Annotated in this window: 18 protein-coding genes; 8 read left to right on the top strand and 10 right to left on the bottom strand. The window is 51.1% G+C overall.

The genetic code is table 11. From position 1 onward, the window contains the following. The first annotated feature begins 1 nt into the window (after position 1). From ACJJIQ_RS02860 to ACJJIQ_RS02850, 3 genes are all read left to right on the top strand, one after another. Positions 2-1738, top strand: a complete 1737-nt coding sequence (locus ACJJIQ_RS02860) for a GMC oxidoreductase (RefSeq protein ID WP_445363649.1) — start codon at positions 2-4, stop codon at positions 1736-1738. Positions 1739-1833: 95 nt separating this feature from the next. Continuing rightward, complete coding sequence (locus ACJJIQ_RS02855; protein WP_445363648.1) at positions 1834-2916, top strand: sugar phosphate isomerase/epimerase family protein; 1083 nt, start codon at positions 1834-1836, stop codon at positions 2914-2916. Further along, positions 2913-3584: a DUF1349 domain-containing protein gene (locus tag ACJJIQ_RS02850; RefSeq protein WP_445363647.1), complete on the top strand. Its 672-nt coding sequence runs from the start codon at positions 2913-2915 to the stop codon at positions 3582-3584. The genes ACJJIQ_RS02855 and ACJJIQ_RS02850 overlap by 4 nt, the downstream gene beginning before the upstream one ends. 129 nt (positions 3585-3713) lie before the next feature. On the opposite strand, the gene ACJJIQ_RS02845 is transcribed toward ACJJIQ_RS02850, so the two are convergent. From ACJJIQ_RS02845 to ACJJIQ_RS02835, 3 genes are all read right to left on the bottom strand, one after another. Then, positions 3714-4463 carry an alpha/beta fold hydrolase gene (locus tag ACJJIQ_RS02845; protein WP_444927117.1) on the bottom strand — a complete coding sequence of 250 codons (750 nt, stop codon included), beginning with the start codon at positions 4461-4463 and terminating at the stop codon, positions 3714-3716. A 798-nt stretch (positions 4464-5261) separates the two neighbouring features. Then, complete coding sequence (locus tag ACJJIQ_RS02840) at positions 5262-7853, bottom strand: glycoside hydrolase family 3 protein (protein ID WP_445363646.1); 2592 nt, start codon at positions 7851-7853, stop codon at positions 5262-5264. A 385-nt stretch (positions 7854-8238) separates the two neighbouring features. Beyond that, positions 8239-9570, bottom strand: coding sequence for a sugar MFS transporter (locus ACJJIQ_RS02835; RefSeq protein WP_413664879.1), 1332 nt, complete (start codon positions 9568-9570; stop codon positions 8239-8241). 524 nt (positions 9571-10094) lie between these two features. On the opposite strand from ACJJIQ_RS02835, the gene ACJJIQ_RS02830 reads away from it, so the two are divergent. Both ACJJIQ_RS02830 and ACJJIQ_RS02825 read left to right on the top strand, forming a co-directional pair. Next, entirely contained in the window at positions 10095-11267 is a 1173-nt protein-coding gene (locus ACJJIQ_RS02830) for a sensor histidine kinase (RefSeq protein WP_444906000.1), read from the top strand. Continuing rightward, a complete protein-coding gene (locus ACJJIQ_RS02825) occupies positions 11264-12103 on the top strand; it encodes a LytR/AlgR family response regulator transcription factor (RefSeq protein ID WP_413664877.1) in 840 nt (279 codons plus the stop codon). The genes ACJJIQ_RS02830 and ACJJIQ_RS02825 overlap by 4 nt, the downstream gene beginning before the upstream one ends. A 146-nt stretch (positions 12104-12249) precedes the next feature. Here ACJJIQ_RS02825 and ACJJIQ_RS02820 read toward each other — a convergent pair whose 3' ends face one another. The 7 genes from ACJJIQ_RS02820 to ACJJIQ_RS02790 all read right to left on the bottom strand — a co-directional run bounded on the left by ACJJIQ_RS02820 (position 12250) and on the right by ACJJIQ_RS02790 (position 21521). Continuing rightward, a complete protein-coding gene (locus tag ACJJIQ_RS02820; RefSeq protein ID WP_413664876.1) occupies positions 12250-13512 on the bottom strand; it encodes a sugar MFS transporter in 1263 nt (420 codons plus the stop codon). A gap of 554 nt (positions 13513-14066) precedes the next feature. After that, positions 14067-15023: an acetyl-CoA carboxylase carboxyltransferase subunit alpha gene (locus ACJJIQ_RS02815; protein ID WP_282931792.1), complete on the bottom strand. Its 957-nt coding sequence runs from the start codon at positions 15021-15023 to the stop codon at positions 14067-14069. A 93-nt stretch (positions 15024-15116) separates the two neighbouring features. After that, positions 15117-18635, bottom strand: coding sequence for a DNA polymerase III subunit alpha (gene dnaE / locus ACJJIQ_RS02810; protein WP_445363645.1), 3519 nt, complete (start codon positions 18633-18635; stop codon positions 15117-15119). Between the two features lie 58 nt (positions 18636-18693). Further along, on the bottom strand, positions 18694-18909 hold the full coding sequence (locus ACJJIQ_RS02805; protein WP_226646208.1) for a DUF1289 domain-containing protein: 216 nt from the start codon (positions 18907-18909) through the stop codon (positions 18694-18696). Continuing rightward, positions 18902-19438: a gamma carbonic anhydrase family protein gene (locus ACJJIQ_RS02800; protein ID WP_252085074.1), complete on the bottom strand. Its 537-nt coding sequence runs from the start codon at positions 19436-19438 to the stop codon at positions 18902-18904. The genes ACJJIQ_RS02805 and ACJJIQ_RS02800 overlap by 8 nt, the downstream gene beginning before the upstream one ends. Before the next feature lie 98 nt (positions 19439-19536). Continuing rightward, on the bottom strand, positions 19537-20058 hold the full coding sequence (locus tag ACJJIQ_RS02795) for a methylated-DNA--[protein]-cysteine S-methyltransferase (RefSeq protein WP_445363644.1): 522 nt from the start codon (positions 20056-20058) through the stop codon (positions 19537-19539). Continuing rightward, positions 20055-21521: an AlkA N-terminal domain-containing protein gene (locus ACJJIQ_RS02790; protein WP_445363643.1), complete on the bottom strand. Its 1467-nt coding sequence runs from the start codon at positions 21519-21521 to the stop codon at positions 20055-20057. The genes ACJJIQ_RS02795 and ACJJIQ_RS02790 overlap by 4 nt, the downstream gene beginning before the upstream one ends. 968 nt (positions 21522-22489) lie before the next feature. On the opposite strand from ACJJIQ_RS02790, the gene ACJJIQ_RS02785 reads away from it, so the two are divergent. From ACJJIQ_RS02785 to ACJJIQ_RS02775, 3 genes are all read left to right on the top strand, one after another. Next, positions 22490-22870, top strand: a complete 381-nt coding sequence (locus ACJJIQ_RS02785) for a DUF2314 domain-containing protein (protein WP_445363642.1) — start codon at positions 22490-22492, stop codon at positions 22868-22870. A 146-nt stretch (positions 22871-23016) separates the two neighbouring features. Beyond that, entirely contained in the window at positions 23017-23325 is a 309-nt protein-coding gene (locus tag ACJJIQ_RS02780; protein ID WP_445363641.1) for a hypothetical protein, read from the top strand. 490 nt (positions 23326-23815) lie between these two features. Continuing rightward, a complete protein-coding gene (locus ACJJIQ_RS02775; protein ID WP_445363640.1) occupies positions 23816-24655 on the top strand; it encodes an SDR family NAD(P)-dependent oxidoreductase in 840 nt (279 codons plus the stop codon). Positions 24656-24657 lie beyond the last annotated feature (2 nt).

Genomic DNA, 24657 nt, shown 5'->3' with positions numbered 1-24657 from the left:
TATGCAAAATGATGAATTATTGATCCAAAAAGAAAGCCAGATATTTGACGCGATTGTTATAGGATCAGGTATTAGCGGCGGCTGGGCAGCAAAAGAACTAACCGAACGGGGATTAAATACCCTGATGATAGATCGGGGCCGGATGGTAAAACACGGTCAGGACTACCCCACAGAAAACAAGGGACCTTGGGAATTCCCGCTCCGTACTAAAATGAACCTGAAAGAGAAAAAAGAAATCTATCCGATACAAAGTCGTAGTATTTTTCTCAATGAAAGCACCAAGCATTTTTTCTGCAATGACAACGAACAACCCTACTCCACAGAGCCCGGCTCAGACTTTACCTGGATTCGCGGCAATCAAGTAGGAGGCAAAAGCCTTCTCTGGTTCCGGCAGTCATATCGATTTAGTAACCACGACTTTCTCGCAAACAAACGTGATGGCGTAGGAGTTGATTGGCCCATTCGCTACAAGGATATTGCACCCTGGTACAGCAAAGTCGAACGCTTTGCCGGAATCAGTGGCAATACGGACAATATTGAGCAACTGCCAGACTCCGAATACCAACCACCATTTGAGATGTACCAGTGTGAACTAGACATCAAGTCCAGGTTTGAAAAGCAGTATCGTGATAAGCATTTCATTATTGGAAGAGCTGCTCACCTGACCAAACCAAACCGGGAACAGGTAGCCCTAGGCCGATACAACTGCCAAGCTCGTAACCAGTGCCAACGAGGCTGCTCATTCGGCGGCTACTTTTCTACACAAAGCGCCACCATGCCAGCCGCAATGAGAACCGGCAAACTACAAATTGCCAGTAATAGCGTGGTACACAGCCTTATTTACAACTCGCAAAAGAACCGAGTAGCTGGCGTAAGGGTAATCGACAGCGAAACCCTGCAACAACGAGAGTATTTTGGCCGAATCGTTTTCCTCTGCGCATCCACATTGGGCTCAACCCAAATACTCCTCAACTCAGCCAACAAGCATTTCCCCAAGGGGCTCGCCAACAGCTCTGGTGTACTGGGCCACTACCTTATGGACCACAATTACAATGCCTCAGCCCACGGCTTTATTGATGGTTATGAAGATGAGTACTTCTCCGGGTGGAGACCAACCGGCATCCTGATTCCCAATTTCCAATATCGCCCCGAACTTTACCGAAAGCACTACAAGCGCGGCTACCAGATTTCAGGAAGCGCCTATCGGCAGGACTGGCGGACAATGGCTGCTTCCGAGGGGATTGGAAAATCTTTCAAAGAAAAACTGCAACAACCTGGGCGCTGGGGATTTTGGATCGGTGCACAGGGAGAGATGTTACCGAGGCACGAAAACCAGGTCAGCCTCCACTCCACCAAAAAAGATAAGTGGGGAATCCCGCAACTACATATCAATTGCCAATGGTCTGAAAATGAGCGCCTAATGATGGAGGATGCCTGTGAGACCATGCAAGCTATGCTTAAGAATTTGGGACTAAGTGAAGTTAGTGGACAAGTCACTAGTGATAAATACCCCCCTGGAAGTGCCATCCATGAGGTAGGCACAGCACGAATGGGTAGTGATAAAACCAACTCAGTTTTAAATGGGCACAACCAATCGCACGATATACCCAACCTTTTTGTAACCGATGGCTCCTGCTTCGCCTCTTCAGCAGTTCAAAACCCCTCTCTAACTTTTATGGCATTAACTGCTCGAGCCGCAAACTATGCAGCCAGCGAACTTTCTGCGGGGAGATTATAAAAGTGATAAGCCTACGAAATTTATCTCGCAATCTGTTTACAGCTCTTCTCTTGACAACTTTACCCACCTTAAAATCAGTCGCAATAGAAGTGAATATGACTACTGAGAAAATTGAACCCCAACTCGGGGTTCAACTATGGTCTGTTCGCCATGAGTTAAACCGGGACTTTTCAGGCACCCTAAAAAGACTAAAAGCAGCAGGTTTTAATGCGATAGAACTGGCTACGGAACTAGGGCCGTACAAAGAAAAGCCAAAGGAACTCCGCTCTCTACTGGAGCAATTAAAGCTAAAAGTGAGCGGTGCACACGTTTCTATTACCCAGCTGCTCCCGGAATCAATTGATGCAACGGCCACTTATTACCAGACCCTGGGTGCCGAATACCTAATTGTTGGCTGGGACCCGAGAAGCTGGGACCCTAACGGGGTAGACAAGTTAATATCGCAGCTTCGCAGTGCGCAATCCGTTCTTTCCAAGTACGGTTTGAAAATGGGATTTCATAATCACGATAAAGAATTTTCCACTTACCAAAACACAACTTTCTGGGACTATATATCCCAGTCTACTGATGACAATTTCATTTTGCAGTTAGACATCGGCTGGATTTCTGCGGCAGGCAAAGATCCTATCAGCTATCTAAAACGATATCCGGGGCGAACCTATACCACTCACTTTAAATCCTGGGTTCCTGATGAGAATATTAACAATAAAGCTAGGGAGCCTCTGAATAACTCCGTGATACCTCTGGCTTGCAAAGCGGTTCACAATCAAGGCGCGGCTTCGCAGGAATGTCTAGACCTTTCAAGAAGTTGCAACGCGGAGTGTGAATCGCTCTGCGAGCCCCGAAGGGCGGGCCTTGAAGGCTACAGCTGCTGCGTTGCAGCTCTTGCAAAGGGCTACGGCCATTCGCGGCGAGCTGCGCCTAACATCTGCAGCCTTCAAGGCCCGCAGAGACATTACGGAGTTATTCAGAGGCTCCCTATAATCGGCATGGATCTAATAGATTGGCCTTCAATTATTGAGGCCAGTATCGAAGTCGGCGGCAGCCAGTGGATTATTCTTGAGCAGGAGACTGCGCCAAAGGGTATGGAAACAATAGAGGCGCTTATAAAATCAAAAGCAAATCTTCAGCAATACCTTTCATCGTATATGTCCACTAGAAAGGATATAAAATCATGAAATACCTATTCCCCGCCCTATTGACTTTGATACTTCAAGCCAGCAATTGCATAGCAATGACAGCCGCCCCAGAAACTTACGACTATTTAAGAATTCCTTATCCGCTGGAAAAACAGCACACCATTCAAGAACCAAGTATCGCACCTTCAAAAATCACCATCACCGCCACAAAAGGCAGCGATTTATTCACCAATGCCGACAACTCTTATCAAATAGACAATGCCCCAAGGTTACTTTTCGCACCGAAAACTGACTTTATTTTTTCCGCAAAAGTCTCTGTAGACCTTGAGAAAAACTTTGATGGAGCCGCTTTAATTGTTTATGCAGACGAGGGAAACTGGGCAAAACTTCTACTTGAGAGGTTTAACTCTGGCAAAAATGGCATAGCGTCTACCGTCGTTTATAAAGGTGGTGACGATGCCTATCATATAGAAACCCAGAGGGAATACAGATATCTAAAAATTGCGAGGAAAGGGACTACATACTTCTTTTATCACTCAGAGGATAGCAGACACTGGTCATACCTTCGATCATTTTCCCTGCAGACCTCCAAGTCCACCAGGATTGGTTTTCTTGCCCAATCACCTACAGGCCCCGAAGTACAAGCTTTGTTTTCTGACATTAACTTTGAGGAAAAAACAATTACAGACTATATGCAGGGAACCTAACGACCCGACTATCATCTCGAAGAAAAAACTTCGCGAGAACACTAATAACAGCCTTCGAGATACATAGCTATGACAAGCGCAACTTCTGTCATAGCTATGCATCTCGAGCCACCCGGGAAATGCTTGTCATCAAGCAGTCCGCGCCAAGGGCCTGTTTATACCAAGAAGATACCCAGAGAGAAGCTGATAAAATTCTTCAGGCTTTTCCAGCATAGGGCTGTGGCCGCAATCATACACTTCACAATAATCCAAATTATCATTCTGGGAGGCCAGCGATCGCCAGGATTCAGCCGGTGTTATTTGATCGAACTCTCCCCATATTAACTTGATCGGGCATCTCACTTTCTTCAGACTGCCATAAACATCATACTTCCTACTTATATTCAGCCATTTAACCACTGATTTAAACGTTTCGTTAGTGGAGAAAATAGTATTGATATCGGCGACGCCCTTTTCGTAGTCCGGTTTCGGCAGGCGGTTAATATCTCGGAAGACCCGCTCACAAAGTATATTTGCTGCTCCAGGTACCGACCCGCGTAAATCAGAAAGGGAAACTCCTGCCTCCAATTCCTCAAGCCCCGGGGCTCCACTGATAACCACCCCAGCCACCAATTCAGGATATTTTGCGGCAAAATCTAACGTAATAAGCCCACTCATCGAGTTGCCGACCAAAATATTATTATCCATATCTCCATTTAACTGGAGACACTCTCTAATCATTTCGTGCGCCGAATCCAACTTACCCATAAAAACCTCGGGGATAGATGGCTCGATAACAGTTATTTTATGCCCCTGCTGCCGACAAGCGTCTGCAACCTGGTTCCAGATCCATCCACGCGCGAAAAGTCCTGGTAAAAAAACGATATGACAAGGTGCCATTAGTTCCTCCAATTCCATTTCAAGTTAATTTATCCGCACCATCCCCGGCACCACCATGGCCGAGGACCTCAAAATGCACAAAAATCAAATAGGGAACCAACCCACCATAACCGCCATAATTCAATGGAAGGCCAGGTCTGAAAAACAAACACTCGAAAAATAACCAGCAATAAGAATGCCAACTATCCAAGAGCCCTAATTTTGAGAGCGAAGTCATACTAACCTGAGAGGAATGGCAGCTTCATTTCAAATCAATTACCTTTCTGTTCCCGAGAAAATGGAACCTGCGCAAAGCCTACCCCACTCCAAAATTTAAATAAGATTAGAAAATAAAATTTATTGAATTATCTATTTGCCTGCACGTTTGCAGTGCCTGACAACTCAATACAGCACCAATAGCGGCAATAATTTTGTGACAAGTAATACTATGAAGGCGTGAAATAACAAAAATCAGGAGAGGTAGATTTATCGTGGGGTAACGCTATCCAATATACTAAAAATGGAGAAGGAAATAGGACCCTATGAGGCATGGATGCCGATTAGGAGCTTACAGGGATGTATTCACAGCGTGTCTCGAGTGAAGTGTATTCTTTCCTTCCACCCCAGTAGTAAATCTATGGGATAAAAGAAATAGTAATATCTGGAAAGAAGAGATTGGCGGGTAAAAAAGTGCCAAGAGGATAGAACATCACACTGGCACCGTTCCTGTGAGAACAAATTGTTTCAGCCGCTAACCGGAACCAAAAAACAGGCTCCGGTTAGAACTGAGGGTAATTAGCCCTTTAAGTGTGTTGTAACTTAACCGTCACAACGAATATCAGCAGATACTCCAGCTTCCGGGGTCAACTTAACGTTGGCAACCGCAATAGCCATCGGAGCTTCACTCTCCAAGCCAAAGGCACTAAACACCTTGCCGAAGTCCGCACCGGCTTTTACAAAGCACTGCAGATCTACAGAAACCCGAGTCCAGCTTTTCTGCTCCATGGATTTCAGCGCAGACTCCAGCGGTACCTTGGCAGAACAGCCATCACCACAGTTCATGGTAGCCACCACCGGCTTTTCAATTGGCTGATCGACACGGATATTCAGTGTCAGCGCAGATTTCTCTTCCAGGTAGACATTCAGGTCCTGCATATATTCAGCAGACAACTGAACTGCACCAGGACGCAGGCCTTTCCAGGTAATCAGTCGAGCATCTTCCTGGGAAGACATATCGATGGAGCTGACAGTGATGTTTTTATCGTCTCCGCTAACCGCGAAGTTACCGTGTACAGGTACAACCTCTGCCCCAGCTTCAGCGATATTCAACACCCAGGGAGCTTGCGGGCGGGATACCAACAGCCAGGCTTCTTCCAAACCGCCACCGGCACTGGATTCACTGGTCTCCGGCAATTCGTTACTCACCAGGGATTCCTGTTCAGCAGCCAGGCCATAGCCCAACTCAAACAGTGGCTCGTAATTGTCGTGGTATGGATTCAGGACATTCTGATAGCTGTGCATTGGCCAGCTAAATGGCAGCTTGCCGGTAAAGTCGTAACGGGCTTCCCCATTGGCGTCTTTAATCAGCACATCCGCAACACCAGCACCTTCAGAGCCAGGCAGCCAGGCGGCAACAAAGGCATCGGATGCATTCAATTCACTGTTAATCCAGAGAGGACGGCCTGAAAGGAACACACTGACTACCTGAACACCCTGCTCACGTAGTTTTTTCAGCAGTGCCAAGTCCTTCTTATTACCGCGTTGATACTCCAAGTTGGTAATATCGCCGTGCCACTCTGCATAGGGCTCTTCGCCAAATACAACAATAGCAACCTTGGGCGCCTTGCCATTGGCAAAAGTGGCATCTGAGAAACTGCCATCAGCACTCAATACAGCTTCACCGCCAGCGGCTTTAACCGCCGATGAAATGCCTTCAAAGATTGAAGTGGCACCGGGGAAATCTGCGCGCGTGTTGCCGGTACCCTGCCAGGAAATCGTCCAACCACCACTCTGCTTGGACAGGTTATCCGCACCATCGCCGGCAACCAGAATATTCTGATCCGCAGCCAATGGCAGCAGCTTGTCGTTATTTTTCAGCAATACCAGGGATTTGCGTACCGCTTCACGAGCGATTGCGCGGTGCTCCGGATTGCCCAGGATGCCGTCTTTGCCTGCCAGCGGCATATTGCGGTCAAACAGACCTGCACGGATCTTCACTCGCAAGATACGGCGAACAGCATCATCGATACGCTCTGCACCGATTTCACCGCTCTTGGCCTGGGCCAGGGTGTTGTTGTACAGGGCTTTCCAGTCCGCCGGCACCATAAACATATCGAGGCCGGCATTAATCGCCGCTGCACAGCTCTCTACGGTGCAACCGGGCACGAAACCGTGGCCATTCCAGTCGCCCACAACAAAGCCATCAAAACCGAGGCGCTCTTTCAGAACGGTGGTCAGAAGGTATTTGTGGCCGTGGAGTTTTTCACCGTTCCAGCTATTGAATGAAGCCATCACGGTCTGTACGCCAGCCGGCAGAGACGTCAGGTAACCCGCCGCATGGACCTCTGCCAGTTCTTTTTCCGGAACCGCGTTATCACCTCGGTCAATTCCTCGATTCGTACCACCGTCACCGACAAAGTGCTTGGCAGTGGCAACCAGGTTTTCGCCGCGCAGGAATTCAGCGCTGGATTTTTCGCCCTGGAGCCCCTTCACCATTGCCTCGGCATAATCCGCAACAATCTTGGGATCTTCGGAATAGCTCTCGTAAGTTCTGCCCCAGCGGTCATCGCGGACTACCGCGACGGTAGGAGCGAAAGTCCAATCGATACCGGTCACTGCTACTTCGCGGGCGGTGGCGCTGCCAATACGCTCAATCAGCTCCGGGTCTTGGGCGGCACCCAGACCAATATTATGCGGGAACAGGGTCGCACCGATCACATTGTTGTGGCCGTGAACCGCATCGGAACCCCAGATCAGGGGAATCGCAACACCGCCATCGGAAGTGTCCATAGAAGCCTTAAAGAAGGCGTCAGAAAGGGCCAACCAGTCTTGCGGCGTGGCAAACTTATCGTTGTTCGGGAAGGCGCCACCACCATTCAATACGGAACCCAGGTGATAGGTCTTCACATCTTCAGGAGTAACGCTGCGGATTTCCGCCTGGATCATCTGACCCACTTTCTCTTCCAGAGACATGCGGGACATGATTTCAGTGATTTGGGCTTCCAGCTTTTCATCGCGTGGTAAGGCTGGCTTGAGTTCAGGCCAGTTGTCGATGCCCTCGGCGGCACTGGTGCCAGTATCGGCCTGCGCTTTATCGGCTTTTGGCTCAGTTTGTTGGCTCTCGGAATGACACCCGGCGAGCACAGAAGCACAGAGCACAAAGCCCAGCGAAAATCGCTTACTAAAATTCACGAATAACTCCCAAAATTATTCCACGCTTGTTAACTGGCTCTACGAGTTGCGCTCAGACAAACTTCAGAGGAAATATCTCCAAAGCCTTACGCACAGCGCGACCTACTATCGCCATATTTATTATGCCGCACATCACCTGCCCCGGCAGTTGTGCACGGTCTGCCTCCACCGAGCTGAAATATTAGAGATAACTCCAGATCCAGCTCTCGTCGGAATCATGTTCTGCGAATGCCGTATGCACCGAACGGCCATAAAACTAAGTCATGGCTACCCTGTGGGCATAGTTCGCAATGACAACAAATTGCAGTACTTGTCTCTACAGGCCAATAGAAATCCGATGGGCTGGTCCAAATTGCAGACAAGGCGGAAAGGATAAATGAAGGTTCTACTCCACCGCGCTACCGCGCAGGGTTCGTGAAAAAGCCCCGTAATAAACGATGTAGCAGTAACACACCAGAGGCACCAAAAATGAATACTGTATACCGGCGCTATCAGCCAGCATTCCCTGGAAAAGAGGAATAATTGCACCGCCTACAATTGCCATGCATAAGATACCGCTACCCTGGCTGGTATGTTTGCCCAGCCCGCGCAAGGCCAGGCTGAATATAGTCGGGAACATGATCGAGTTGCACAGGCCCACTGCAACTATGGACCAGACCGCGATCGGGCCTGACGTCATCATCGCGATTGCTATAAGTACCACCGAACCCAGGCCACAAACCGCCAGGGTTTTTCCAGCAGAGACAAAGCGCAGCAAAAAGGCCCCGGCAAAACGCCCTATCATCGCTCCGCCCCAATAATAAGAGACATACTTTGACGCTTCAAAAGGAGCCATCTTTGCCACTGATGGTTCACCAAAGAAACTCACCAGAAAACTGCCAATAGCCACCTCTGCACCTACATAGGCAAAAATACCTACAGCCCCCAGGGTCAAGCGGGGGAAACGCCACAGAGAAAACACATCGTGACCATCCGCTCCGCCACCCTGTTGGTGCTCGGGAATAGCCGGCAACCTGATCCAGGAAAAGAAAGCGACCATCACCAGTAGTAGAACCGCTAACCAGAAATAAGGGGTCTCCACCAAAGCCGCTTCGCGGGCCCTGAACTCAATAATACTCGCCGCTGTATCCGGGTCAGCGGTAATAGTAAGTCCCGCAAAGAAAACTGCGCCGCCAATCACCGGTGCCAAGGTGGTTCCCAGGGAGTTAAAAGCCTGGGTCAGATTCAGTCGACTGGGCGCCGTGCGAGCACTGCCCAGTGCGATAACATAGGGGTTTGCGGAAACCTGCAGCAGGGTAATTCCGGAAGCCAGAACAAACAGCCCCAGCAAAAAGACTTCGTAGATTTGCAGGCGGGCAGCGGGAATAAAGACCAGGCAGCCCGCACAAGCCACCAAAAGCCCGAGCACCAGACCAAGCTGATAACCAACCCGCCTCAACAACATGCCTGCCGGCACAGATACCAGGAAATAGGCAGCAAAAAAGTAAAACTGCACCAAGACAGCCTTGGTATAACTCAGCTCAAAAACATTTTTCAGGTGTGGTACCAGCACATCGTTCAGGCCGGTAATAAATCCCCAAATTAGAAATAGGGACGTAAGTGCAATTAAATTGATATAACGCGGGGCAACACCGGCCGCTACTCCGGCACGGGCATCAGTGTCATATTTAGCCATCTCGCTCGAGGAGAACCCCGATTCGGGCAACATCTGGCTCATCGGAAACCGATCCCCAAATCTAAACTATTTCTTTCTAGCGGTTGGTCCATTCACCCGGAATTTTTTCCGCCACCACATGATTTTGCGCAAAAGTTAGTACCACCTCTGCGACTGTGGATTCATTCAAGCCGTTAAAGGCCCTGCACATTTTTACCACAATTATTGGCAACTACCTATCTACTCAACCAAATTTCAAATTACCGTTTTTGACCAGATAGACAATCTAATAGTGTCGAGCTGGATAAACAGAAGTACCACTGAACTTTAGTCTCAAAGAAGTCCGGGCTGATTAACTCGCATTTAAAAATAGAGAGGAGTTGTCTTCTGAATCGAGATTGCCGAAAATTACTCGACTATTCACCCCGAAATCAGATAAAAAGGACTTTCTCGGGGACAAGCCGGAAGCGTGGCGCTATCCCCTCTGGCGGGTCACGTTTCTGCAAGGTAATATTCTGCGGATAATAATGAACGCGACGATGAGCGTCTATCCCGTCCTTTTCACAATACTAAATATGCGGGAAATCATGCAGTACTCGACCCGTCTAGATACGAGACCGAACACTGAAATTCAGTCGACCCGCTGGTTTTGGAAACTGCAGCTGGTCAGCTGGGTTGGCATACTGCTGGTCACTTTTCTTTCACTGACCCTGTGGCACTCCCCTACCGAGTGGCCTCACTTCGAGCCTGTCAATACAGTATTCCAGTGCGCTATTGCATTTTTATTATCCCTGTTTCTAAAACCGATTTTTGATGTCGCCTGGGAATCAGAGCTCGCTTTCCGCACCGTGATCTACCTTTTGGCTGTCGCTGTTATTTCGGGAATATGGACCCTGGTTCGAATGGAGGCCTATATACGCCTCAGTGGTGAACACTCGATCTGGTCTGAGTTCGGCGGCTGGTATTACGCTTCTTTATTTGTATTTTTATTCTGGAGCGCCCTGTACTGCGGGGTAAAATATCACTTCCTACTCAATGAAGAGCACAAGAAAATGCTGGAGGTTGCAGCAGTACATGAACGGGAGCAGCTCCGCAGACTTCAAGCAGAGGCCATTGCCAATGAAGCGCAACTAAAAATGTTGCGCTACCAGCTCAACCCCCACTTTCTCTTCAATACGCTCAACTCCATTAATGCCCTAATTCGATTCCAGCAAGCTGATGAAGCGCGGGAAATGGTTGTGCGCCTCAGTGATTTTTTAAGGCTCTCCCTAAAAGAAGACCCGATGCAGAAAGTTGAGCTTGAACGAGAGATCGAGGCGGTATTGCTCTACTTGGAGATTGAAAAAACCCGCTTTGCCGACAGGTTGTCCGTAGACCTGTCGATCGATGAAACCGTACGCCGCGCACAAGTGCCCAGCATGTTGCTGCAACCACTGGTGGAAAACTCGGTAAAATATGCCATAGCCCCCAACGAAATGGGGGGCACTATCGGTATCCACGCACACAACACCGATGATCGCCTGGTGCTGGAAGTCTACGACACCGGTTGCCCAGATCACTTTGCCAGCGAATGTGACCCGGAATCCTCCTCAACAGGAGTGGGCCTCAAAAACGTACGCGAGCGGCTATCGACGCTCTACCCGCAAGATTTCAAAATAGAACAAAACAAAAACTCTGATGGCGGTATGCAAGTACTCATCAATATTCCACTGGAAATTTCCAACCAATCAACCCACCTGACACAGGGAGAAGTTCAATGAGCAAACTCAGCGTCGTACTGGTGGACGACGAGCCCCTGGCTTTACGACTACTGAAAAGTATGCTCGAAGAACGCAAGGACCTGGATATTCTCGCCTGTTGTCGCAATGGCCGGGAAGCTGTCCAAGCAGTTTCAGAGCACAACCCGGACCTACTCATTCTCGATGTGCAGATGCCGGGAATGAACGGTTTTGATGTGGTGCGCAACTTGCAGGCTGACACCATGCCCCTGGTAATCTTTGCCACAGCCTACGACCAATACGCCCTTAAGGCTTTTGAAGTCCATGCAGTTGACTATGTACTCAAACCACTGGACCCGCGCCGACTGGAAACCGCCCTCGACCGAGCCCGCCAGCGCCAGGCACAGATGATATCCAAAGGAGAGGATGGCCATCAGGAAGAGAAAAATCGCCTGATGCGATCTTTCGAAAGCAGTGCCGGCAAAGCATCAAGCGGAGAGAACGCCGCTACTTCAACCCAGCGTCTCGCCATTAAAGACCGGGGCAGTATCACCATGGTTAGCCAACCGGATATCGAGTGGATCGATGCGGCGGGTGACTATATGTGTGTGCATGCCAAAGGGGAAACCCATGTAATGCGCAGCACTATTAAAGACCTGCAAAAACAACTCTGCCCAGACACTTTTAAACGCATTCACAGGTCCACACTGGTTAACCTGAACTTTATTGTGCATATCAAGGTTTTAACCAAAGGCGAGTACTTTCTCACCCTGAGCAGCGGTGCAAAACTGAAAGTAAGTCGCAACTATCGCTTACCGATCAAAGAGTTTCTCGACTCCAACAAACAGTCTGATCTAACTGCCCCCCAAGCTTCCTAACCCCCAACCTCTCTAAAACTGGCAGGGATCGCCGGTACCCCCTCCCCCCACAATCAAATACATTTCAAATTGGCCATTTATTCCGGACACAAAAAAGCCGGCATAAAAATGCCGGCAAACGAGCTCAGAAGAGAAGAAAAGAAAACTTAAGCGCGTTTATCTGTACGGTGTCCTGAGAGACCGTAGTAGAGAATATAGAGGTAACAGAAGATCGGCAGAACGAACGCCAATTGGATACCAATTTGGTCAGCCAGAAGCCCCTGTAACAACGGCACAATGGCACCGCCTACAATGGCCAGGCATAAGATTCCGGAGCCCTGACTGGTCGATGGGCCCAGCTTGGCCAGCGCCAAACTAAAGATAGTCGGGAACATAATAGAGTTGCACAGACCCACAGCCAGTACCGCCCACATCGCCAGATAGCCGCTACCCGTAACAGTAATCAACAACAATACACAGGAGCCAATAGAGCAGATTGCGAGCACTTTGCCAGCAGAGATAAAGCGCATAATTAAAGCCCCGGCAAAGCGACCAACCATAGCGCCACCCCAATACAGGGAGATATAGAAGGCAGCTTCAGACTCTTCCAAACCGGCGATGGAATCCTCAGCGATAAAGTTCACCAGGAAGCTGCCGATAGAGACTTCGGCACCTACGTAGACAAAAATAGCGATCGCGCCCAACACCAAGTGACGGTAGCTCCAGGCGGAAGCGGCTTCAGTATTGGAAACAGACTCAGAAGTTGCACTACTGACAATTGCTGGCAAATTCAAAAATGCAAAGACGATAGCCAGGATCGCCAGCGCGGAGGCCAGGATCAGGTAGGGAACTTCAATAACAGCAGCGCTGGCAGCACCCGCTGCAACACCGGCAGCGGGTAAAATCAGCAATGCACCAAATTGGGGGGCGATAGTGGTGCCCAGGGAGTTAAAGCCTTGGGTCAGAGTCAGGCGGCTGGGCGCCGTGCGCTCATCGCCCAGTGCTGTCACATAAGGGTTGGCGGAAACCTGTAAAATAGTAATACCGGAAGCCAGAATAAACAGTGCACCGAGGAACAGTGCGTAGACTTCCATTCTTTCAGCGGGGATAAACAGCAAACAGCCAACCACCGAAATACTTAAGCCGGTCACAATCCCTTTCTGATAACCAATTTTACTGACCAGAGCACCGGCAGGCAGGGAAACGAGGAAATAAGCACCAAAAAAGCAGAACTGCACCAGCATTGCCTGGGCATAGTTCAGCTCGAAAATTCCTTTCAAGTAGGGAATCAAAATATCATTCAGGCAGGTGATAAAGCCCCACATAAAAAATAGTGAGGTCAGCGCCACCAGGGCAAACCTGTGCCCCGACTGGTCACCCGTCGGTATCTGCGCAGCATCCGTTGCTGTATTACTCTGCATTATTGCCATAATTATTAATCCTGAGACTTCAGCTCACAGGCCTCTCCGGTCGATATTTTTATCCGGGCAAACCTGTGCCTATTGCACCAATCTTTATTGTTGGTACTTTCTATCATGGAGGTAGCGCCGCCTCAGAGGGCTTTTCGATAAGGGGGTTCAAAATGGAGGCAGCGTGGACATACAGCGGCCGTCAAGCTCCAGACTGTCTGCTATCGGGCCAGCTAAACCGCTTTCTCAACGGCTTCACCCGAAAGAGGAGATCGACCTGTTTGAGTACTTTATTTCCCACTAAGACTTCCCGGGAGTCCAATAACCTATCTGTATTGACGAGACTGTCCACAAGGCAGCCCTGTAAATAGTGGTTTTTTCAGGCAGAGGGACAGCGAAAGGGAAAACTCAATCTCGCGGAAAATGATACACAAGCGCAATTATCTATGAGTAGGGAAAGAAGGGACTAGGAAGGAAACACCAACCGCGCACAAGGACAATAAGTTTATACACTTGGCACGGCAGGAAAAGGATCTAGGGAGCCTATGAACAACTCCCTATAGCAAAAAAGCAGCTTAGGAAACGATATTGCCGTAGCTCATCAGGCGCTGATAGCGCTTCTCCAGCAGCTCATCAATGGGGATGCTGCTCAGCTGGTCCAGTTGCTCACTGAGACGGTCTTTGAGGTTATTGGCCATTGCATCCGGGTCACGGTGAGCGCCACCGAGAGGTTCGGGGATGGTTTCATCCACAATACCCAACTCTTCCAACACGCTGGAAGTCACCCCCATCGCCTCAGCGGCCAAAGGCGCTTTCTCGACCGTTTTCCAGATAATGTTGGCGCAACCCTCAGGGGAAATCACAAAGTAGGTGGAGTACTGCAGCATGTTCAGCTGGTCACCCACACCGATCGCCAGTGCACCACCGGAGGAACCTTCACCAATCACGGTACAAATAATCGGCGTGCGCAGGCGGGACATCACTGCCAGATTCTGGGCGATGGCTTCACTGATACCGCGCTCTTCACTGTCGATACCCGGATAGGCTCCCGGGGTGTCGATCAGGGTCAGCACCGGCATTTTGAAGCGCTCGGCCATTTCCATAACACGCAGGGCTTTGCGGTAACCCTCCGGCTTCGGCATACCAAAGTTACGCGCAACCTTCTCGTTTACAGAGCGGCCTTTCTCTTCACCAATCACCGCTACCGGCTTGCCATTTAAGCGCGCGATACCGGCGATAATCGCCTTGTCATCACCAAAGTGACGGTCGCCGTGCAGCTCATCCCAATCGGTAAACAAGCGTTCAATATAGTCCTTTGAGTATGGACGTTGCGGATGGCGGGCTACCTGTACGACCTGCCATGGGCTCAGGTCGGAGTAGATGGACTCGGTCAAAGTTCTACTCTTCTCCCGCAACCGGGTAACTTCATCGGCGATATTCAGCTCGTTGTCATCACCCACAAGCTGCAGCTCTTTTATCTTGCCTTCCAGCTCTGCAATTGGCTGCTCAAACTCGAGAAAATTAAAATTCATGAAATCTGCGCCTTTAACTCTTTTTGTTACCACCGGGCTATCACAGCGGCATAGCTTAACTGTACAGAACCAGCCAGTCGAGCCCGGTAGATTTTAACGCCGTTGTGCGTATTGAAGCGCCACCTGCTCACGTCCCAACAGTTCCCTGAGAGACTGGACCATCTGGTCGTTTGGTTCTACGTTCCACTGCGGCGGCAGTCGGTACAAGCCCCGGGCATCGTGGCGGGAAACCTCAAGGCTGACCCCGCACTGACCACCGGTATAGGGTTGCAGGCAAGCGGCCAGCCGCTTGGCCAGCCCCGGTGCCACACTGCCGCTATCCACTCGCAAACGCACCCCGGTCACCCGGCTCTGGCGCAGCTCATCGAGCGTGGAAACGCTGTTTACTGTCATCTTCAGGCCGCCGCTGTAATCGTCAGTGGCAACCGGTCCATCCAATACCAGCAGAGCATCCTTGGCCAACTTGTCTCTATGTTCGCCAAAGGCCTCGCTGAACATGGCCGCTTCAATACGGCCACTGCGGTCATCCAGGGTAACAATAGCCATGGAATCACCGCGTTTTGTTTTCATTACCCGCATCGCCACAACCAGACCCGCAACTTTTTGCGATTCCCGGCCGGGTTTCAAATCGGCGATTCGCGCCTTCACCAGGTGTTTTAACTCACCGGCATACTCGTCAATCGGGTGCCCGGTGAGATACAGGCCCAGGGTGTTCTTTTCGCCCTCCAGGCGCTCGCGGATACTCCAGCAGCGCGTGCGGCGGAAATCCTCGTACACATCGCCTTCAGATGCCTGAGGCACCACCTCACCAAACAGGTCCATCATGCCCGCATTGGCATTGGCCTTTTGCTGCTCCGCCGCTTTTACCGCTTCATCCAGCGCGTTAAATAGCACAGCGCGGGAGTAATCCAGGCCGTCGGCACCATTGGTATCCGGGCCTATGCTATCCAGTGCCCCAGAGCGCACCAGTGCCTCCAGCGCGCGCTTGTTCACCTTGCGCGGGTCAACCCGCGAGCAGAAGTCGAACAAATCGGTAAAGGGACCGCCCTCTTCCCGCGCCGCAATAATATTTTCAATCGGACCTTCACCCAGGCCCTTAATCGCACCGAGACCGTAGATAATGCGATTGTCGATATCCACCGAGAACTGGAAGCTGCCCAGATTCACATCCGGCGGCACCAGCACCAGCTCCATGGCTCGGCACTCTTCGATAAAGGTCACCACCTTATCGGTCTTATCCATATCCGAAGACATGGTCGCCGCCATAAACTGGGCAGGATAGTGCGCTTTCAGCCAAGCGGTCTGGTATGACACCAGTGCGTAAGCCGCAGAGTGCGATTTGTTAAAACCATAGCCTGCGAACTTCTCTACCAGGTCGAAGATCTTAATCGCAAGTTCGGGGTCAATTCCTTGCTCTTTTGCCCCATTTTCAAAAGTGGCCCTCTGTTTGGCCATTTCCTCCGGTTTCTTTTTACCCATCGCCCGGCGCAACAGGTCGGCGCCACCGAGGGTATAGCCCGCCAATTCCTGGGCGATCTGCATCACCTGTTCCTGGTAGACAATAACCCCGTAAGTGGGCTCCAGGATCGGTTGCAGTTTTTCGTGCTGGTATTTGGCATCTGGGTAGGCCACCTGGGCGCGACCGTGCTTACGGTTAATAAAGTCATCAACCATGCCCGATTGCAGCGGGCCCGGACGGAACAGGGCCACCAGGGCGATCATATCTTCCAGGTTGTCCGGCTGTAGGCGCTTGATCAGGTCCTTCATACCCCGGGATTCCAGCTGGAATACCGCCGTGGTCTCTGCCCGTTTGAGCATTTTGAAGGTTTCTTCATCGTCCAGCGGCAGCGCGGCAATATCCAGGGGCTCCTCACCCTCGCGCGCACGGGTCTCGTCCACCATGCGCTTGGCCCAGTCGATAATGGTCAGCGTCCGCAGGCCGAGGAAGTCGAACTTCACCAGGCCCGCATCTTCCACATCGTTTTTATCGAACTGGGTTACCAGACCCGCACCGGTCTCGTCACAGTAGAGCGGCGCAAAGTCGGTGAGCTTGGTGGGGGCGATAACCACACCACCGGCGTGCTTGCCCACGTTACGGGACACACCTTCGAGTTGCAGGGCCATCTCCCAGATTTCCTGGCCCTCATCATCGTGATCGAGGAATTCCCGCAGGATCTCTTCCTGGTCGAAGGCCTTTTGCAGGGTCATGCCCACATCGGGGGGAATCATTTTGGACAGCTTGTCGGCGAGGCCGTAGGACTTGCCCTGCACCCGCGCCACATCTCGCACCACCGCCTTCGCGGCCATGGTTCCGAAGGTGATAATCTGGCTCACCGCTTGGCGTCCATAGTTATCCGCAACGTAGCCAATTACCCGGTCGCGCTTCTCCATACAGAAGTCGATATCGAAGTCGGGCATCGACACCCGCTCCGGGTTCAGGAATCGTTCGAACAGCAGATCGTATTGCAGCGGGTCCAGATCGGTAATATCCAGCGAGTAGGCCACCAGGGAGCCGGCACCGGAACCCCGCCCCGGGCCCACCGGGATATCGTGGTCTTTGGCCCACTGGATAAAGTCCATTACGATCAGGAAGTAACCGGGGAATCCCATCTGGATAATGATATCCAGCTCAAAGCGCAGGCGGTCTTCGTAGACCTGGCGGCGCTCGGCATAGTCTGCAGCGGATTTGTCGAGGATGGTGGCGAGACGCCGCTCCATACCTTCATAGGAGACCTTTTCGAAGAACTGGTCTTCGGTCATACCCTCGGGAATCGGGTATTCCGGCAGGAAGTATTTACCCAACTGGATCGGTGCGGAGCAGCGCTTGGCGATCTCCACGGTATTTTCCAGGGCTTCGGGGATATCGCCAAACAGCTCCCACATCTCCTCCGGTGTGCGGAAATACTGCTGCGCGGAATAGCGGCGTTCGCGGCGGGGGTCATCGAGAGCGCGGCCTTCGTGAATACAGACGCGCACCTCGTGGGCCTCGAACTCGCTCTCGTCCATAAAGCGCACGTCGTTAGTGGCGACCACTGGCAAGTTCAGGTTCTGGGCCAACTTCACCGCCGAGTGCAGGTAGTCCTCATCGCCGGCGCGACCGGTGCGCTGTAACTCCAGGTAATAGCGGCCGGGGAATAACTCCGCCCACTCCCGTGCCAGCTCCTCCGCCTGGGCGCGGCGCCCCGCTACCAATGCACGGCCCACATCGCCGTACTTGGCACCGGACAGCATCAGCACCCCTTCGCTGTACTCCTTAACCCATTCGCGCTTGATATAGGCATTACCGTGGTACTGGCCTTCCATCCAGGCGCGGGAAATCAGCTCGGTAATATTGCGATAGCCATCGGCGTTCATCGCATAGAGCGTGATCAGCGTAGGCTTGCCCTCACCGCCTTCGCTGAGCCAAAAATCCGCTGCGGTAATCGGCTTGATACCGGAACCCAAACAGGCCCGGTAGAATTTGATCTGCCCGTAGAGGTTGCACTGGTCGGTAATCGCCAGGGCCGGCATTTCCAGCTCCTGGGCGCGGGCGATGGCCGGCTTGATTCTTACCAGGCCATCGATCAGGGAAAATTCTGAGTGAATTCTTAGGTGGACAAAGGGTTGGGTCATAGTCGCATTTAGTTCCGGGCCCTGCGAGGCCCGGCCCCGACAAAGCGCTATCGATTGTTTACCAGATTCGGCCCATTTGCCGCGCGCGCTCGGTGCAGAGCTTTAACACTGCACGGCGCTCATCATTGTTCATGGAGCCCCAGCGGCTGATTTCGTTACCACTGCGAAAACAGCCCTCGCACAGGTCCTGTTCATTCAGGGCACATACGGAGATACAGGGGGATTTCACCGGGCGCTCTTTCGGCTGCACGGTTTTTACCGGTTGTTCAGACATCTTTAGCCTCAAGCGGGACCAGCTCACTGGCGAAATGTTTGCCGTTGGCCGCATAGTGATCGCTGCTGGCTTTGAGCAGCTCGTAGGTGGCGGGATCGAGAGATTTTACTACCTTGCCGGGAGAGCCCAGCACCATAGAGTAATCGGGGATTTCTGTACCCTCGGTCACCAGCGCATTGGCGCCAATGATACAGCACTTGCCGATTTTGGCCCGGTTTAAGATCACGGCATTGATACCAATCAGGCTGTAATCACCAATGTCACAGCCGTGCAGCATCACTTTATGGCCTACGGTGACACCGGTACCGATGGTTAATGGCACACCGACATCGGCATGCAGAACCGAGCCATCCTGTACATTGCTGTATTCACCGATAGTGATCGGCGCACAGTCACCGCGCACCACCGCGTTAAACCATACGGAACTGTGCGCAAGCATACGCACATCTCCAATCACATGGGCACCCGGCGCAATATAGTGGCCCTCACCTTCCAGTTGTGGCTGCTTATCCCCCAATCTGTACAGCATTTGGCCTCCGGCTCGATATGATTATGAACCGCTTATTATCTCGCGCCAAAGAGGCCGTGGCTAGGGAGAGATGATTGCGCTTTTCCCAATATTACCCGTTAGAGCAGCTCGCCCTGCTGGACAAAGTTGGCGCCCTCAAGGGTGAGCAAGCGCGCTTTCAAAGACAGGCCGCCGGCGTAGCCGGTAAGGCTGCCATTGGCTCCGATTACACGGTGGCAGGGAATAACGATAGCAATCGGATTCGCACCATTGGCCCGCGCCACCGCGCGAATAGCCCGTGGCTGGCCCAGCCACTGGGCTTGCTGGCTGTAACTGCGGGTTTCGCCAAAAGGAATTTGCAACAGCGCATCCCAAACCCGGCGCTGGAATTCAGTACCCTTTGGCGCCAGAGGCAGATCGAAACTTTTGCGCTGGCCGGCGATATATTCCCGCAACTGCTGAGCGGCCAAATCCGTCAGCTCCGAGGCGCCCCGCTGCCAACCGGCCCCCAAACGCAATGGTCGTTCCTCGTCATAAAACTGGAGTGCAACTATACCTCGGGAGAGACCCTCTCCCTCTTGCTCGCAGGCCGCGATGGCAACATCCCCCAATTCCGTGGTGTAACTCTCATAGACAATCATTTTTTCTCTCCAGATTTCAGGGACTGCCACAACAAAATGGCTCCATATGCCCGCCAGGGCCGCCACTGCTCTGCCCGCTCCAGGGCCTGCTTGGGTTTTGCCTTTTCACCATCACTGCCCAGGGCTTGCAGAATACCCAAATCCGACGCGGGGAAAGCGTCCGGCATCGACAGGCCGCGCATAGCGATATAATGCGCCGTCCAATCGCCAATACCCGGCAGTGCTGTGGCTTGGCTGCACCAATCCTCCAGGGACTGATCGGCAAAACTCACACGGCCATCCAAAGTTGCGGCGACAAACTCCTGTAGGGTTTTCATCCGAGCCCGAGTCAAGCCCAGATCGGCAAAGTCTGCCTCAGCGAGACGCTCCGCCGTTGGGAATAAAAACCGCTCCCTGCCAGCATCGTCCACAAACGACTCCCCGTAGCGGGCCACGATACGTCCGGCAATAGTGGTCGCCGCCGCGACACTGATCTGCTGACCGAGAATCGCCCGCAGTGCATATTCGAATGGGTCCCAAGCACCGGGCAAGCGCAGGCCCGGATTCTTCGCCAACTGATCCGCCAGCAGTGGATCTTCATTTAATACCGTTTGGATCTCCTCAATATCCGCATCCAGATCAAACAGCCGGCGCAGGCGCTGGTTCAGTAGATATAACCCTGCCCCACCTTCCTGGCCAAATATCTCCACCACCAGGCGATTGCGTTGCGGATCATGGGAAACTTCCATCACACCGCGACAGGCATCCAGCTCGAAGCTGCGTGAATAGACCTCCCCCTCCACCTGCTCTACCCCGGCCAAAGCGCGAGTTCCCAAAAAAGCCAGGAGCTGTTGCCAATCTAACGGCGGGCGGTAATCCAGGTACAACCGCACCCGTGTGGCACTCGCCTTTTCCGCGCGCGCTGCGTGTGCCTCCCTGCGCACCTCGGATGGAGTGCGCTGATAGATCTGTTTGAATACGCCGTTAAAGCGTCTCAAACTGTTAAAACCAGACTCGTAGGCAATTTCAGCAATAGGCAAGTCCGTATCCCGCAGTAAGCGAAAAGCAAACAGTGCCCGCTCGGTTTGCCAAACCGCCAAGGGGCTTACCCCCAGATGCTCAGAGAACAGGCGGCGCAAATAGCGGCTGCTGACCCCGAGACGCTCTGCCAGCCGCTCCACAGATTGAGGCTCGCGCTCACTGCGCATCAGTTTTAAAGCGCGCTGCACGGTAGTCGAAACCAACCCCCAAGCTGGGCTGCCCGGCGCAGAATCGGGGCGACAGCGCAGGCAGGGCCTAAAGCCCGCATTGGCCGCCTCCGCCGCAGTCTCAAAATAAGTAACATTGCGCTCCAGCGGTGGCCGAGCGGGACAGATCGGGCGGCAGAAAATGCCGGTTGTTTTCACTGCGGTATAAAAGCGCCCATCAAAGCGCCGGTCTCGGGCCAATCGCGCACTGGAGCAAACTGCTGCATCAATCTTCATAAGTCTCTCTCGTTTCTGACTACCAGTGTATGGATTGGACGGTATCGGAACTAGTCAAAAACGGAACTGACCATTTTGCTCGATAGACTTTTGAGTCAGGCAGCCGCGGCCAGAGAGAGGGAAACCAATTAGGTGCTCTTGAATACCTTACGCAAAAAGCCCCTCGGCCGATAAGTCTCAACTAAGGATTATTCTTTAAGTAAATTGATAAAACCGAGGCTTTTGACCACTCCAGGGAGGTATTCATAAGTGGATTAAACAACCCTGGAATAGCCCTACTCTCCATCAAGAACGCTAATTGATACAAACCCTGAAACGTAAATGCTCAAGGCTATCTATAACGCAAGGCAATCGCAACGGAGCCACTCATTCTATGCGCACCTTGAAGGCTACAAGTAGTAAGCGTAACTCGCCGCAAATGGACCTAATTCTTTGCAAGCCTCGTAATGCAGCGGCTATCGCCTTCAAGACACACCCTTCGACGCTTGTAGAGTTACTAGCAACCTGTACCACGACGTTGTAATGGCCCAGACATTTCCGTCGAACCGCGTCTTGATTGGGAAACGCCCGGTTAGCCAGAAGTATCATGAAATTAATCAGCAGCACTATAGATTTGAAATACCCAGGCCATAGCTGTTGCTCAATTCCAGCCCTATTTGCACTAACGGTCGCTAACAATTAATGGGCATACAGAGATATTTTTGATCATCTTGACTGTTATTTTTGAAGAATAGCTTTATCAGGAAAAAACTTGATGAAATACAACGAGTTACAAAGGTAGTCTTTTTTGGGGATAGCAGTCAAAGTGATCATTTTTACATTTGGTACGACTGACATAAAAGAAAGTAATCTTTTGATTTGAATAACATTTTTTAGCCGAGACGTAAGATTGATTCCAGGATAGTAATCAGGATAATAGTGATCATAATGATTACTATATAGCTGTTAGGCAATGATGAAGGAATACCATGGATTTTTTTGATGGCTATCCGGTAAAAGAAGGATTTAAGGGAGATGGTTGGGAGCTTGAGAATTGCAAGCTGACTCATGAGGCTAACCCGGAAAGCTTTGAAATCCCAAGTAGTGAAGAAGCATCACTGGTTAAAATTGGCGATTTACTTCGTTTGCATTTCACACTCACAGGCGCTGTTGAAAAGGGCGTTCCTCGAGCAGAAAGAATGTGGGTAGAAGTCTGTATAATTCAGGAAAATTGCTTCTACGGACATTTAACAAACGAACCTATTGCAATTGAGTCATTAACACCAGGGGATGTAATACAGTTCAATTGGAGTCATGTTGCTCAAATTTACATCAGGAGAGGCGACCCTCGACACTCCGAAAATGCCTAACAATCACGGGCAGTGAAGCTACGGCCCTTCGGGCCTTCGCGGGACGGCGTACCTCATGCACGTTTTGCGCTGGTCGCTACGCTCCCATTTTCGCGCAAATCGCGCATGAGGTAAGCCGCCCCTGCCGTGGGCGTTAAGGCTCAATTATGAAAATCGTCATTTTCCTGATACTGCCGATATTAATTGCTCTTGCGTGGAAGTATATAAGTATTGCAAGTGAGACTTTGAGGCAGCTCAAGCTGGGGAAAGATCCAGAGATTGACCCAATGCAGAGTGCGATATTGCCTGAAATAATAGCCATGCTAATTTTAAGCTTTGTGTCTTACGTAATTGTAAATATATTTAGCCCTGCAAATAGCGTTAAATTTGTCGCATCTGGGCAGCTGGTATTCTTAATATTTCTTGCTCCTTTCGCAATAAAACATTGGTGGGGGCTTAGGCGGGTTCAGTCTTAACAAAGCCAGCAACGGTGATAGCTTTTCCGTTGCTGGCTTTGTGGCTTAACGCTACCACAAGATAATCAACTGCAAAGCTGCGCATTCTGGCGGTAGGCTTTATTGATTTTTGCAGTCATTGAAGCTTTAGTGCCACTAAATAGCCCCGGTATTGAGCAACTTTACTGATTACTATTTAATCAGTTTCACTCCTAGAGTGTTCGCTCAGGTGCTGCAAAAATGGGCAGTCCGCTGCAATTTCGCGGAGTGCCAGTAAGATAGGAATCGGTTGGGGGAAGTGCGGTACTCTTCCCTCGCAAATATTGGGTAGCGGCCAGCCAAGCTGTGGCTGGCAATGTGCCAGTAGGTAGTCTCGAGCGCGCCAGCCATAACCAGGCTAGTCAAGCTCGCCCAACCCCTTCGGGGCTGGGCTGGACAGCCTACGCTCCGCTTCGGCTGCCCTTGTTAGCAACGTTAGCTCTCTACAAGCCTCCACTGAGAAAGTATTGCAATGGATGAAAAAACTTATTTCAAAGGAAAGACAGCACTCATTACTGGTGGTGCTTCCGGAATTGGAGCTTCGCTTTCTCGTCTGCTTGCAGAATACGGCTGTCACGTAATTGTCGCTGATATACAAGAAAAGCTTGCCGCTCAGGTTGTAGACGAAATCAAAGCCTCAGGGGGTGATGCTCACACAGTTACCCTGGATGTGCGAGATTTCCAAGAGTTTAACCAGATCGTAAATGATGTGGCTCATCTTGACTTTCTTTTTAATAACGCAGGAGTTGGTGTTGGTGGCTATATGTCCGATCACGAACTGGAAGACTGGAAAACAGCCATTGATATTAATTTGTATGGCGTAATTCACGGTGTTCGTTACGGTTACGAAATTATGAGAAAACAAGGTTCTGGACATATCATCAATACAGCATCGATGGCAGGTTTGGTCCCATCACCAGCGATGGCGGCGTACTCCGCATCAAAGAGTGCAGTAGTTTCACTATCCAAAACACTACGATCTGAAGCGGCTGAGTTTGGTATAAGGGTTAGTATATTATGCCCCGGTGCTGTAAATACACCGATTCTAGAAGGGGGTGGTATTAATGGCAGAATGCCAACAGCAATACCACTAGAACAGCAAGCCGCGATGTTTGAATCTCTTGGACCTATTTCATCTGAAACTTTTGCGAAGCAAGCGCTGAAGAAAATTGCAAAGAATAAAGAGGTAATTATTGTTCCCTCAAAGCTCAAGTTATTATGGTGGCTAGAACGGCTTTGGCCATCCATGCTCGTTAATGTAGCATTCAAACAAATGCAAAAAATGTTACAACCACTGAATCTGCAAAGGTAACC

The sequence above is a fragment of the Microbulbifer maximicatervae (SeqCode) genome, assembly GCF_052468295.1.
This window is presented reverse-complemented; position numbering and strand designations above follow the sequence as displayed.

Bases quoted from the DNA above. Each gene is read 5' to 3' on its own strand.
- ACJJIQ_RS02860 (WP_445363649.1), top strand. From the start codon at position 2: ATGCAAAATGATGAATTATTGATCCAAAAAGAAAGCCAGATATTTGAC.
- ACJJIQ_RS02855 (WP_445363648.1), top strand. From the start codon at position 1,834: ATGACTACTGAGAAAATTGAACCCCAACTCGGGGTTCAACTATGGTCT.
- ACJJIQ_RS02850 (WP_445363647.1), top strand. From the start codon at position 2,913: ATGAAATACCTATTCCCCGCCCTATTGACTTTGATACTTCAAGCCAGC.
- ACJJIQ_RS02845 (WP_444927117.1), bottom strand. From the start codon at position 4,463: ATGGCACCTTGTCATATCGTTTTTTTACCAGGACTTTTCGCGCGTGGA.
- ACJJIQ_RS02835 (WP_413664879.1), bottom strand. From the start codon at position 9,570: ATGAGCCAGATGTTGCCCGAATCGGGGTTCTCCTCGAGCGAGATGGCT.
- ACJJIQ_RS02830 (WP_444906000.1), top strand. From the start codon at position 10,095: ATGCAGTACTCGACCCGTCTAGATACGAGACCGAACACTGAAATTCAG.
- ACJJIQ_RS02825 (WP_413664877.1), top strand. From the start codon at position 11,264: ATGAGCAAACTCAGCGTCGTACTGGTGGACGACGAGCCCCTGGCTTTA.
- ACJJIQ_RS02820 (WP_413664876.1), bottom strand. From the start codon at position 13,512: ATGGCAATAATGCAGAGTAATACAGCAACGGATGCTGCGCAGATACCG.
- ACJJIQ_RS02815 (WP_282931792.1), bottom strand. From the start codon at position 15,023: ATGAATTTTAATTTTCTCGAGTTTGAGCAGCCAATTGCAGAGCTGGAA.
- dnaE (WP_445363645.1), bottom strand. From the start codon at position 18,635: ATGACCCAACCCTTTGTCCACCTAAGAATTCACTCAGAATTTTCCCTG.
- ACJJIQ_RS02805 (WP_226646208.1), bottom strand. From the start codon at position 18,909: ATGTCTGAACAACCGGTAAAAACCGTGCAGCCGAAAGAGCGCCCGGTG.
- ACJJIQ_RS02800 (WP_252085074.1), bottom strand. From the start codon at position 19,438: ATGCTGTACAGATTGGGGGATAAGCAGCCACAACTGGAAGGTGAGGGC.
- ACJJIQ_RS02795 (WP_445363644.1), bottom strand. From the start codon at position 20,058: ATGATTGTCTATGAGAGTTACACCACGGAATTGGGGGATGTTGCCATC.
- ACJJIQ_RS02790 (WP_445363643.1), bottom strand. From the start codon at position 21,521: ATGAAGATTGATGCAGCAGTTTGCTCCAGTGCGCGATTGGCCCGAGAC.
- ACJJIQ_RS02785 (WP_445363642.1), top strand. From the start codon at position 22,490: ATGGATTTTTTTGATGGCTATCCGGTAAAAGAAGGATTTAAGGGAGAT.
- ACJJIQ_RS02780 (WP_445363641.1), top strand. From the start codon at position 23,017: ATGAAAATCGTCATTTTCCTGATACTGCCGATATTAATTGCTCTTGCG.
- ACJJIQ_RS02775 (WP_445363640.1), top strand. From the start codon at position 23,816: ATGGATGAAAAAACTTATTTCAAAGGAAAGACAGCACTCATTACTGGT.